The 11,397-nt window shown below is 65.9% G+C and carries 11 protein-coding genes; 9 read left to right on the top strand and 2 right to left on the bottom strand.

The window, feature by feature from the left end:
• Window positions 1-14: 14 nt before the first annotated feature.
• Entirely contained in the window at window positions 15-629 is a 615-nt protein-coding gene (locus AC1Q6V_RS07340; protein ID WP_010815073.1) for a glutathione S-transferase C-terminal domain-containing protein, read from the bottom strand.
• Between the two features lie 375 nt (window positions 630-1,004).
• Here AC1Q6V_RS07340 and purB point away from each other — a divergent pair, with 375 nt between their 5' ends.
• The 9 genes from purB (at window position 1,005) to AC1Q6V_RS07295 (ending at window position 10,299) form a co-directional block, all read left to right on the top strand.
• Entirely contained in the window at window positions 1,005-2,381 is a 1,377-nt protein-coding gene (gene purB / locus AC1Q6V_RS07335; RefSeq protein ID WP_010815072.1) for an adenylosuccinate lyase, read from the top strand.
• A gap of 284 nt (window positions 2,382-2,665) precedes the next feature.
• Window positions 2,666-3,220 (top strand): cytochrome b, encoded by a 555-nt coding sequence (locus AC1Q6V_RS07330; RefSeq protein WP_010815071.1) that lies wholly within the window; start codon window positions 2,666-2,668, stop codon window positions 3,218-3,220.
• 68 nt (window positions 3,221-3,288) lie between these two features.
• Entirely contained in the window at window positions 3,289-3,858 is a 570-nt protein-coding gene (locus tag AC1Q6V_RS07325) for a YceI family protein (protein WP_010815070.1), read from the top strand.
• An 83-nt stretch (window positions 3,859-3,941) separates the two neighbouring features.
• Window positions 3,942-4,532 carry a YceI family protein gene (locus tag AC1Q6V_RS07320; protein ID WP_010815069.1) on the top strand — a complete coding sequence of 197 codons (591 nt, stop codon included), beginning with the start codon at window positions 3,942-3,944 and terminating at the stop codon, window positions 4,530-4,532.
• A gap of 349 nt (window positions 4,533-4,881) precedes the next feature.
• Window positions 4,882-6,285 carry a class I SAM-dependent methyltransferase gene (locus tag AC1Q6V_RS07315; RefSeq protein WP_439670988.1) on the top strand — a complete coding sequence of 468 codons (1,404 nt, stop codon included), beginning with the start codon at window positions 4,882-4,884 and terminating at the stop codon, window positions 6,283-6,285.
• 5 nt (window positions 6,286-6,290) lie between these two features.
• A complete protein-coding gene (locus tag AC1Q6V_RS07310; protein WP_035817222.1) occupies window positions 6,291-7,628 on the top strand; it encodes a sensor histidine kinase in 1,338 nt (445 codons plus the stop codon).
• 6 nt (window positions 7,629-7,634) lie between these two features.
• Window positions 7,635-8,768 (top strand): hybrid sensor histidine kinase/response regulator, encoded by a 1,134-nt coding sequence (locus AC1Q6V_RS07305; RefSeq protein WP_010815066.1) that lies wholly within the window; start codon window positions 7,635-7,637, stop codon window positions 8,766-8,768.
• Window positions 8,765-9,772, top strand: a complete 1,008-nt coding sequence (locus AC1Q6V_RS07300; protein WP_010815065.1) for a response regulator — start codon at window positions 8,765-8,767, stop codon at window positions 9,770-9,772. Before AC1Q6V_RS07305 ends, AC1Q6V_RS07300 begins: the two co-directional genes overlap by 4 nt.
• Window positions 9,773-9,810: 38 nt before the next feature.
• A complete protein-coding gene (locus tag AC1Q6V_RS07295; RefSeq protein ID WP_051398494.1) occupies window positions 9,811-10,299 on the top strand; it encodes a TetR/AcrR family transcriptional regulator in 489 nt (162 codons plus the stop codon).
• Window positions 10,300-10,415: 116 nt separating this feature from the next.
• Here the strand turns inward: AC1Q6V_RS07295 and secF are convergent, their stop codons facing one another.
• Window positions 10,416-11,387 (bottom strand): protein translocase subunit SecF, encoded by a 972-nt coding sequence (gene secF, locus AC1Q6V_RS07290; protein WP_011615997.1) that lies wholly within the window; start codon window positions 11,385-11,387, stop codon window positions 10,416-10,418.
• Window positions 11,388-11,397: the final 10 nt, after the last annotated feature.

Below are 11,397 nucleotides of genomic sequence, written 5' to 3'. Positions count from 1 at the left end.
TCGGCCGCTGTGGATCAGCCGCGCGGCGGTTCCGTATCGATAAACGACTGGCGCTTGGACAGCTTTTCCTCCAGCGCCGCCAGGTTGGGATGGCGCTCGCGCCAGGCGATCTCGGGGAAGCGGAAATCCAGGTAGGACAGCGCGCAGCCCACCGCCACGTCGGCCAGCGAATAGTGCGTGCCGGTGCAGAAGGGGCGGTCGGCCAGGCCGTGCGCCATGGCCACCAGCGCCGCATCGATCTTGCCGCGCTGGCGCTGCACCCAGCGTTCGCTGCGCTCATGCGGCTCGCGCTGGGTGGCCTCCAGGCGCACCAGCAGCGCTGCGTCGAGCAGGCCGTCGGCCAGCGCCTCCCAGCAGCGGACTTCCAGGCGCTCGCGCCCGCCCTGCGGGATCAACCGGCTGACCGGCGTCAAGGTGTCGACATATTCGACGATCACGCGCGAATCGAAGATTGCGCCGCCGTCTTCCATGACCAGGCAAGGCACTTTGCCGAGCGGGTTGAACTGGCCGATCCTGGTCTCGGGCGACCAGACATCCTCTTCGATGAGCTGGCACTCGATCTTTTTCTCCGCCATCACCACGCGCACCTTGCGCGCGTAGGGACTGGTCCGGGATGCATACAGCTTCATATTCTCCCCTTGAGCTTGTTATGAAGTGCATCGTCGCTCTGTGGCAGCGGCGGTGGGGCGCGCGGCTTGCCCGATGCACTTCATAACAGGCTACTGGAACGGCGTGCGCGAGTATACCCGTGGTGCATGGCGAATGCGGGCTTGCGCACCGATGCCCCGCGGCGGCGCTTTACCGCTGCCCGGAGCCGGGGCAGGGGTGGTAAAATCCCGCGTTGCGCAGCGCCGGCGGGCCTGCCGGCGCGGCGTTTTGGACGCATCCGGCCGCATAAGGTCGCTTTTCCGGTCCCTCCCGCCGCCAACGCTGACAGCGCCAGCCCCCGCGGCGCTTCTTGTTCGTCGCCTTCTTCCATTGCCTCCCTTTTCCCGGTTTCCAGCATGACCTCCTCTTCGCTTTCGCCGCTCACCGCCCTGTCCCCGATCGATGGCCGTTACGCCGCCAAGGCCGATGCGCTGCGCGAATGGCTGTCCGAGGCCGCGTTCATGCGCAACCGCGTCAAGGTCGAGGTGCACTGGCTGATCGCGCTGGCGCAGGCCGGCCTGCCCGACATGCCCAAGTTCTCGGCCGCCTCCGAGGCCGCGCTGCTGGCGCTGGTGGACAAGTTCAGCGAGGCCGACGCCGCCCGCATCAAGGAAATCGAAGCCGTCACCAACCATGACGTCAAGGCGGTCGAATACTGGCTCAAGGAACAGGTCAAGGGCAACGCCGAGCTGGAAGCCGCCAGCGAGTTCATCCACTTCGCCTGCACCTCGGAAGACATCAACAACACCTCGCACGGCATGATGCTCAAGGGCGCCCGCGAAGGCGTGGTGGTGCCGGCGCTCAAGCGCGTGCACGCCCGCCTGGTCGAGCTGGCCAAGCTCAATGCCGCGCAGCCGATGCTGTCGCGCACCCACGGCCAGCCGGCCAGCCCGACCACGCTGGGCAAGGAAATGGCCAACGTGGCCGCGCGCCTGGCGCGCGCGATCCAGCGCATCGAGCAGGTCGAGCTGCTGGGCAAGATGAACGGCGCGGTGGGCAACTACAACGCGCACCTGTCGGCCTACCCGAGCTTCGACTGGGAAGCCTTCTCGAAGCAGGTGATCGAGACCCGCCTGGGCCTGGTCTTCAACCCGTACACCATCCAGATCGAGCCGCACGACTACATGGCCGAGCTGTTCGACGCGATCGCCCGCGCCAACACCATCCTGCTCGACCTGAACCGCGACGTCTGGGGCTATATCTCGCTGGGCTACTTCAAGCAGAAGACCAAGGCCGGCGAAATCGGCTCGTCGACCATGCCGCACAAGGTCAACCCGATCGACTTCGAGAACTCCGAAGGCAACCTGGGCCTGGCCAACGCCGTGCTGCGCCACTTGTCCGAGAAGCTGCCGCTGTCGCGCTGGCAGCGCGACCTGACCGATTCGACCGTGCTGCGCAATATCGGCGTGGCCTTCGGCTACAGCCTGCTGGCCTATGAGGCCTGCCTGCGTGGCCTGGGCAAGCTGGAAACCAACCCCGAGCGCCTGGACGAAGACCTGGACAACTGCTGGGAGGTGCTGGCCGAGCCGGTGCAGACCGTGATGCGCCGCTTCGGCGTGCCCAACCCGTACGAGCAGCTCAAGGAGCTGACTCGCGGCAAGGGCATCTCGCGCGAGGCGCTGCAGACCTTCATCAACGGCCTGGCGATCCCCGACGACGCCAAGAAGCTGCTGCTGGACATGACGCCCGCCAGCTACATCGGCAAGGCCGTGGTGCTGGCCGAGCGCATCTGACGCCACATTTCGCCCCTGAACCGGGGCGACGTGCTGCAAAAGCCATCCGCGAGGATGGCTTTTTGCTTTTCTGGCGCAGCGCGGCGGGCAGGTCACTGCGGCTTTGTGCCGCTTGCGACAGAATGTCACTTCAAAGCATTTGAATAACTTAATGAAGGACTGTCCTTCATCGGCGCACAGCCCGCCGCAATAATGCGAGAATCGTAAGCGCACGGGCGGGCCAGCCCCCGCCGGTGCCTTCCCCAAAATTGTGAAACGCTCCTGCGCGGGGCGAGAGGAATCCGATGCGTTCTACCGCCAACGCCCCCACCGGCTACGGTGCCACCGCGATCGCCTTGCACTGGGTCATTGCGCTGGCGATCTTCGCCGCGTTCGGGCTCGGCCTGTACATGACCGGCATTCCGGGGCTGACGCCGACCAAGCTCAAGCTCTACTCCTGGCACAAGTGGCTGGGCGTGACGATCTTCGCGGTTGCCGTGCTGCGCGTGCTGTGGCGTGCAACCCATGCGGCACCGCCGGTGGCGCCCGGCACGCCGGCCTGGCAGGCCAAAGCCGCGGCCGGCGCCCATCACCTGCTGTACCTGCTGATCGTGATCGTTCCTATCAGCGGCTACCTGTACAGCTCGGCCGCGGGCGTGCCGGTGGTCTACCTGGGCCTGTGGAAGATGCCGGCGCTGCTGGAGAAGAACGACGAACTGAAAGAAATACTCAAGTTTGTCCATATCTGGCTGAACTACCTGATGGCGGCGGTGGTCGTTGTCCATGCGGCGGCGGCGGTCAAGCACCAGTTCGTCGACCGCGACGGCACGCTGGGCCGGATGCTGCCGTTCCTGCGCTGAGGCGCCGCCCCGGCCAACTTTTTCCGTACCGCGGCGCGCTGCGCCGACCCTGACAGGAGTTTTTTGAGATGAAACGCAATTCCCGCCGCGGCTCGCTCGTCATCGCCGCCGTCCTGGCCGCCTCCGGCATCGCAGCCAACCTGGCCTGGGCGCAGGTTGACGCCGCCAAGAGCTCGGTGACCGCGGTCGCGCGCCAGATCGGCGTGCCGATGGAAGGCAAGTTCAGGAAGTTCGATGCCGCGGTCAGCTTCGACCCGGCCAAGCTGGCGACCTCGTCGGCCAAGGTCGAGATCGATGTGTCCAGCTTCGAGATCGGCGACGCCGAGACCACCAAGGAAGTGAAGGGCAAGGACTGGTTCGACGCCGCCAAGTACCCCAAGGCCGTGTTCCAGTCCACCAGCATCAAGAACGGCACGCCGGGCAAGTACGACGTGGCCGGCAAGCTGACCATCAAGGGCAAGACCGTTGACGTGGTGGTGCCCGCCACCTACCGCCAGGAAGGCGCCGTGCAGGTGTTCGAGGGCGCGCTGCCGATCAAGCGCACGGTCTTCAATATCGGCGACGGCGAGTGGAAGGACACTTCCGTGGTGGCCGACGACGTGCAGATCAAATTCCGTATCGTGCTGGCCAAGAAGTAACAAGCAAGGCCGGCATTCCGCTGACGTACCCAATCGGCGTTCGTGAGAACGTTCCGCCCCAACCTGATTTGTCGGGAGATTCCATGAAACTGCGTTCCCTCGTTGCCGCCGTCGCGGCCATTTCCGCAACCGCCGCCTTCGGCGTGGCTTCGGCCAATACCGTGACCTACAACCTCGATCCGACCCACACCTACCCGAGCTTCGAGGCCGACCACCTGGGCGGCCTGTCGACCTGGCGCGGCAAGTTCGACAAGTCCAGCGGCGTGGTCACGCTGGACCGTGCCGCCAAGGCGGGCTCGGTCGAGGTCAAGATCGACCCGGCTTCGATCGATTTCGGCAATGCCAAGCTGAACCAGCACGCCAAGGGCCCGGACATGTTCGACGTGGAAGCCTTCCCCGAGGCCGTCTACAAGGGCAAGTTCTCCAAGTTCAAGGGTGACGTGCCGACCGAGGTTGACGGCATGCTGACGCTGCGCGGCGTGTCCAAGCCGGTCAAGCTGGAAATCCGCGATTTCAAGTGCATCCAGCACCCGATGCTCAAGCGCGAAGCCTGCGGCGCCGACGCCGTGGGCCATTTCAACCGTGCCGACTTCGGCCTGGACTACGGCGTGAAGATGGGCTTCAAGCCCGAGGTCAAGCTTGCCATCCAGGTGGAAGGCGTGCGCGCGGACTGAGCGTGCCAGCCCGCTGCGCCGGGCTTCCAGGCAGTCAAGGCCGGCAATGCCGGCCTTTTTTATTGGCCGGTATGATTCAGGCGCCTGCCAGGGCACTTGGTTGTACGACCCCCGACGGGCACAGTACAATGGCCCGCGGCAATCCCTCCTTGATCGTGGCATTGCTACTCCTGCCAAGGCGGGGGCAGCCATGCCCGCAACCGGCTAAAGCGCATCACTATGAGCATTCGCTGCATGTCCCGATACCGGTAGCCACCCCCGCGACCTCCTCGCCCCTCATGCTGTACCCGGCCGTTCTGCCCTGGCTGTATGGCCCGCAGCGTTTCTCGGTTTTCCCTGGCGCAATACCGTGTATTCCAAAACGCAAATCGATCCGGTAGTTAGTTTCCGCAACTCGCAGGGCGAGCAGGTGCGGGGCACGATTGTCAATCTCCAGAGAAAGTCCCTGGTGATGGAGATCTACAACCCGTATTCGATCGTGCAGGTCAGTGAGGTGCTGAGCGAACTCAGCGTCCGCATGGGCTCGAAGAATGCCTACCTCGGCAAGGCCGTGGTCATGAGCCTGGTGAACACCGGCCTGACCGCGGTGGTGTCGCTGACGCTGATCGACGAGTGGCTGGAACTGAGCAACCTGGACAACGAGCCCAAGTCGGTCGCGCGCGAGTCGCAGCGTTTCGTGCAGGACTGGAATGAGCGCTTCAATATCCGGCCCGACTACCAGATCGTGGTCAATGAAATGCGCGCGTTCCTGTCCGAGGTGTCGCGCTGGGTGGAGCAGGTCGACATGACCAGCACGCTGCCCAAGGAAGGCGATACGCTGCGCATGGACGTGTTCGAGGAGCTGGCCACCCCGATCGCACTGAAGATCCGCGAGTATTCCGCGCGGCTCGACGGCGAAGCCGCGCACGTGCCGGAAGAAGACACCGTGATGCACCGCACCTTCACGCAGGCGGCGCTGCATCCCTTGCTGCTGCGCTCACCGTTCGTGTTCCGGACCTATACCAAGCCGCTCGGCTATGCCGGCGACTACGAAATGGTCAACCAGATCCTGTCGGATCCGCGCCAGGGCCCCAGCACCTACTTCCAGATCGTCAACGCAACCTTCCTGCAGTCGTCCGTGGCCGCTGCCCACCGCAACCGCATCGACCTGCTGGTCGATTTCCTGGTGCGCATGGCCGAGCAGGCCCGGGCCGCGGGCAAGCCGTTCCGGCTGCTCAACGTTGGCTGCGGCCCGGCGGTCGAGATCAACCGCTTCATTACCGAATACCCCGAGCCGCACTGGCTGTCGTTCCAGCTGCTCGACTTCAGCCAGGAAACGCTGGACTACGCGCGCGGGCGCATCGAAGAGAGCTGCCGCAAGGCCAATGCGAAGGTCGAGGTGGAATATGTCCACCACTCGGTGCATGAACTGCTCAAGCGCCGGATCGACCACGATCCGTCGCTGCGCGAGTTCGACGGGGTCTACTGCGCCGGCCTGTTCGACTACCTGTCCGACCGCGTCTGCGCGCGCCTGCTGAGCTATTTCTCCACGCGCACCCATCCCGAGGGGCGCATCCTGGCCACCAACGTCCACGTCGACAACCCGGAACGGTACAGCATGGAACATATGCTGGAGTGGTACCTGATCTACCGCGATGAGGCCGGCATGCAGTCTTTGCTGCCGGCCAATACGCGCGACGGCCGCACCTACGTCGACCCGACCGGCGTCAACGTGTTTGTGGAAGCGATCGTGACTGATCCGGCCAAGGCCTGACCACCATGCTGAAACGGACTGCGAGCAGGTATTCCCCGTACGAGGCTGACCTGCGCGAGTTTCGCCTGGTCTCGAGCCGGGCCGGCGCGCTGACGGCCATCGTGCTGGTGATGGCCGGCGTCGGGCTCGACTACGGGATCTATCCCAGCCACCAGCTGCAGTTCTTTGTCGCCCGCCTGGTGGTCTCGGTCCTGATCGGGCTGATCTTCCTGCTGCTGGCCAACCAGGCCGGCCGGCGCTTCGTGCAGCCGCTCACGCTGGCCTGGCTGCTGCTGCCGCAGATGATGATCACATGGATGATCGCCACCACCGACGGCGCCTCGTCCATCTACTATGCCGGGCTGAACCTGGTCATCTTCGCGGTCGGCATCGCCATGCCCATGGGCCTGTGGCAGACCATCGGCTTTGGCGTGGTCACTTACCTGCTCTACCTCGGCGCCTGCCTGATCCACCCCGATGGCCTGGCGCAGCGCGCGCACTTCACCGTCAATTCGCTGTTCATCATGTTCTCGATCGTGGCCAGCGCGGTCTACACGTTCATGAACGAGCGCGGCCACTTCCACCTGATCCGGCTCAAGGAAGAGCTGGCGCACAAGAACGACGAGCTTGCCGACATCAACCGCCGGCTGGCCGACATCAAGGGCCAGATGCTGCAGCAGGAGAAGATGGCCGCCATCGGTACGCTGGCGGCGGGGCTGCTGCACGAGGTGAACAACCCGGTCAACTTCTGCCTGATGGCGATCGAAGTGGCGATGGAAGAGCCACAGGCCAAGGAGAACCCTTCGCTGGAAGAGTGCCTGGTCGACGCCAAGCAGGGGATGCAGCGCATCCAGCATATCGTCTCCGACCTCAAGACCTTTGCCTACCGCAAGCCGGGCGCCGAGGTGGAAGGCACGCCGTTCCTGTTCGAGAAGGCGCTCGATTCGTCGATCCGCCTGACCGCGCATGAGCTGCGCGGGGTCAGCCTCAGCCGCGAACTGCCTGCCGACACCCTGGTGCTGGGCGACGAGGCGGCCATCATCGGCGTGCTGATCAACCTGTTCTCGAATGCCGCGCTGGCCATGCGCAAGGCGGGCACGGCCGCGCCCGCGATCCATACCACGGCCCGCTGGGACAACCACCGCCTGCACGTCATGGTGCGCGACAACGGCCCTGGCATCCCCCAGGAAAACCTGGCGCGCGTGTTCGAGCCGTTCTTCACCACGCGCGAGGTGGGGCAGGGGCTTGGCCTGGGCCTGTCGATCAGCTACGCGGTGGTGGAACGCCACGGCGGGCAGCTGTATGCCGAGAGCGAACTGGGCCAGTGGACCGCGTTCAGCTTCGACCTGCCGCGTGCGGAGTAACCAGCCATGAGCGAAGCGAAGCAGGCACGGCTTGCCGTCCTCTATGTCGACGACGAGGAGATGGCGCGCAAGTATTTCGCCCGGGCCGCCGGCAGCGACTATGAGGTGCTGGTGGCAGACAGCGCCGACGAGGCCCTGGCGGTGCTGCGCGCGGACCCCGCCCGCGTGGCGGTGCTGGTGACCGACTTCCGCATGCCCGGGCGCGACGGCGGCCAGCTGCTGCGCCAGGTGGCGCAGGAATACCCGCAGATCGTGCGCATCCTGGTCACCGCCTATGCCGACAAGGATGTGCTGCTGGAAACGGTCAACAGCGGCGAAGTCTTCCGCATCCTGGAAAAGCCGCTGAGCGTGGCCGACCTGCGCGAGGTGCTGGCAGGCGCCGCCGAGCGCCACCGCGAGCGCACCCTGCGCCAGCACCGGCTGATGGCGATCGACGAGACCCTGGCCTTCCTGGCGCATGAGCTGAATACCCCGCTGGCTGCCATCGCCAACTTTGCCCACGGCATCCGCGGACGTGTCGCCGGCGAGTACAGTGCGCAGCGCCAGGCCGAGATCGGCCAGGCGGCCAGCGCCATGTACGACAACGCCCAGTATTGCCTGGCGGTGCTGTCGTCGTTCCTGCAGTCGGTGCGCAACAGTGCCGGCAGCACGCCGGCGCGGCCCGATGCCGGCGCCGAGGTCAGCGCCGGCTCGCTGGTCACTTCGCTGCTGGACAGCTACCCGTTCGCAGGCGACCAGCGCAGCTGGGTGCAGGTGGAGATGCACGGCGATTTCCCGGTGCAGACGCTGCCCAACTGCGTGGCGCTGGTGCTCTCCTCGGTGATGAGCAACGCGCTGCGGGCGCTGGGCAGTGTCGGCACGCCGGCGTTGCGCTTTGTGGTGGTGGCGCAGCCGCGCCCGGAAATCCGCATCTGCGACAACGGGCCGGGGATTGCGCCGGAAGTGATGGAGCGGTTGCTGGTCGACCCGGTCACCACCCACGCCAGTGCCGGCGGCAGCGGCCTGGGCATGATTTTCTGCAACCGCGTCATGCAGTCGTTTGGCGGCGGCATCCGGATCGAATCCGCATCCGGTGCCGGCACGACGGTGACGCTGGACTTTCCAAGTTTCAAGAGTCGAAAGCATAGGAGTGACCGATGACCGAACCGAATGCCACGCAGGCACCACCCCCGGCGATTCTGTTCGTCGATGACGAAGCGACTGCAGTCAAGTATTTCCAGCGTGCCATCGGGGCGCTGGCACCGGTGGCCACCGGCGGCTCCGTTGAAGAGGGCAAGGCCTTGCTCGACGCCCACGCAGACAGCCTTGCGGTGCTGGTGTCGGACCAGCGCATGCCGGGCGAGTATGGCAACGAACTGCTGCGCTACGCGCGCGAGCGCTACCCGCATATCGTGCGCATCCTGACCACCGCGTATTCGGAGCTCGACCAGACCGTCGAGGCGGTCAACCAGGGGCAGATCCACCGCTACATCAAGAAGCCGTGGGACATCACCGCGCTGCGCATGGAGCTGAAGCAGGCGCTGGAACTGGCCGGCCTGCGCAAGGAACGCGACCAGCTGCTGCGCGAGAAGCTGTCCGTGCTGCAGACCCAGACCGTGGCCTCGCGCATCGGCATGGTGCATGCGCTGTGCGCCAGCCTGATCGGGCCGGGCCGTTTCCAGCCGGTGGAGACCTACCTCGCGGCGGTCGACCTGGCCGGCGCGGGCAGCGTCGAGCCGGACTGGCAGCGCATGGACTACGCCGACCTGGTGCGGGCCGAGGCCGAGCGCAGCGGCAGCTTCGGCCATGCCGTCGGCACGCGCCTGGCGGGCCTGCGCAGCGCCAACGCGGGCAAGGGGGCGGCCGATGCCGTCGCGGTAATCGCCGACGCGCTGGGCAGCGAGGTGGTGCGCCGCGATGGCGATACCGTGGTCTGGACCGCGCCGGCCACGTTGGCCGAGTACCTGGTGCAGCCGGTGGGCGCGCCGGTGTCTGCCGCGCATGCGGCGTGGCTGGCCAGCCTGCTGTGGCTGGACGAGGCCGGCGGTGCGCTGCAGTTTGCGCGCGATGGCGACGCCATCCTGTGCCGTGCCGGCCAGCGTACCGAGTTCTTCGCGGCCGACCGGCTGGCGGCGTGGATCGAGCGCTTTGCCGAGCAACGTTGACATGGAGCCGGGCTGTAGCCGGTGAGGTGCAGGCTGACATGGCAAGCAAGACGATCGGCGCGGCCGCTGCCGTAGCCGCCAGGCGCAGGGGGCGGCCTGCGCGCTCCGCGCAGAACGTCGATACGCAGCGCGCAGCGATTGTCGAGGCGGCTCGAACCATCCTGGTTTCCGCGGGACTCGAGGCAGCGTCCGCCAGGCGGATCGCGTTGGCGGCCGGCATCGCCCCGGCGACCCTCTATCTGTATTTCGAGAACATCGAAGTCCTTTACGCCGCGGTGCTGGGCGAGTCCCTGCTCCAGTTGCAGCAATACGTGCGCGCGGCCACCGGCGATGTCCCGCCCCCGGCAAAGCCCGCCGGCGACGCAACGCCGGCGCGGGCCCGCGCCGCGGCATCACGCGACATTCGCCCGAAGGGATCTGGTTCAAGGAGTATGCCGAGCGCTACGGTCTTGCCGCCGCCGTGGAATGGCGCGATTCCGGCCGCCCCATCCCCGAGCCCGAGCCGGGACAGGACCGCGAGCCGCTGATGCCGGCCCCGCCCGCGGGAGCGCGCTCACGCTGGTCAGGCCAGGCATAACACCGGCCGGCCGCGGAAAAAAACAAAGGCGCCCGGGGCGCCTTTGTTTTCGTGGGCGGCAAGCCGTCAGGCCTGCGCGCCGTAGTTGGGGTCGTTGCGGTCGGTCGAGTCGGACTTCTTCTCGCCCTTGACCAGGTCCTCGCGCTTGACGCCCAGCCACATCGCCAGCGCCGCGGCCACGAACACCGACGAGTAGATGCCGAACAAGATGCCGACCGTCAGTGCCAGGGCAAAGTAGTGCAGCGTGGGGCCACCGAAGAAGAACATCGACAGCACCATCATCTGGGTCGAGCCGTGGGTGATGATGGTGCGCGAGATGGTGCTGGTGATCGCGTTGTCGATGATCTCGTGGGTGCTCATCTTGCGGAACTTGCGGAAGTTCTCGCGGATCCGGTCGAAGATCACCACCGATTCGTTGACCGAATAGCCCAGCACCGCCAGGATCGCCGCCAGCACCGACAGCGAGAATTCCCACTGGAAGTAGGCGAAGAAGCCCAGGATGATGACCACGTCGTGCAGGTTGGCGATGATGCCCGCCACCGCGAACTTCCATTCGAAGCGGAACGACAGGTAGATCACGATGCCGGCCACCACGCACAGCAGCGCCAGCAGGCCGTCGGTGGCCAGTTCCTTGCCCACCTGCGGGCCGACGAACTCCACCCGTTGCAGCTTCACGTCAGGCGAGGCCGCCTGCAGCGAGGCCATCACCTGCTCGCTCTGCTGGGCCGAGGTGACGGGCTTGCCGTCCGCGCCCTTCTGCAGCGGCAGGCGGATCATCACGTCGCGCGAGGTGCCGAAGTTCTGCACCTGCACGTCGGTATAGCCCAGCTTGCCCACCTGGCCGCGGATCTTTTCCAGGTCGGCGGTCTGCTGGTAGCTGACTTCCATCACCGTGCCGCCGGTGAATTCGATCGACAGGTGCAGGCCCTTGTGCCAGAGGAAGAACACGGCTGCGGCAAACGTCAGGAAGGAAATCACGTTGAAGACCAACGCGTGCTTCATGAACGGAATGTCGCGCCGGATGCGGAAGAATTCCATGTTGAATCCT

Source organism: Cupriavidus sp. GW823-FHT07B10, assembly GCF_058794355.1.
The sequence above is the reverse complement of the archived record's forward strand: the minus strand, read 5'-3'. Positions and strand labels throughout refer to the sequence as shown.

Bases quoted from the DNA above. Each gene is read 5' to 3' on its own strand.
- AC1Q6V_RS07330 (WP_010815071.1), top strand. From the start codon at position 2,666: ATGCGTTCTACCGCCAACGCCCCCACCGGCTACGGTGCCACCGCGATC.
- AC1Q6V_RS07340 (WP_010815073.1), bottom strand. From the start codon at position 629: ATGAAGCTGTATGCATCCCGGACCAGTCCCTACGCGCGCAAGGTGCGC.
- secF (WP_011615997.1), bottom strand. From the start codon at position 11,387: ATGGAATTCTTCCGCATCCGGCGCGACATTCCGTTCATGAAGCACGCG.
- AC1Q6V_RS07320 (WP_010815069.1), top strand. From the start codon at position 3,942: ATGAAACTGCGTTCCCTCGTTGCCGCCGTCGCGGCCATTTCCGCAACC.
- AC1Q6V_RS07300 (WP_010815065.1), top strand. From the start codon at position 8,765: ATGACCGAACCGAATGCCACGCAGGCACCACCCCCGGCGATTCTGTTC.
- AC1Q6V_RS07295 (WP_051398494.1), top strand. From the start codon at position 9,811: ATGGCAAGCAAGACGATCGGCGCGGCCGCTGCCGTAGCCGCCAGGCGC.
- AC1Q6V_RS07310 (WP_035817222.1), top strand. From the start codon at position 6,291: ATGCTGAAACGGACTGCGAGCAGGTATTCCCCGTACGAGGCTGACCTG.
- AC1Q6V_RS07325 (WP_010815070.1), top strand. From the start codon at position 3,289: ATGAAACGCAATTCCCGCCGCGGCTCGCTCGTCATCGCCGCCGTCCTG.
- AC1Q6V_RS07305 (WP_010815066.1), top strand. From the start codon at position 7,635: ATGAGCGAAGCGAAGCAGGCACGGCTTGCCGTCCTCTATGTCGACGAC.
- purB (WP_010815072.1), top strand. From the start codon at position 1,005: ATGACCTCCTCTTCGCTTTCGCCGCTCACCGCCCTGTCCCCGATCGAT.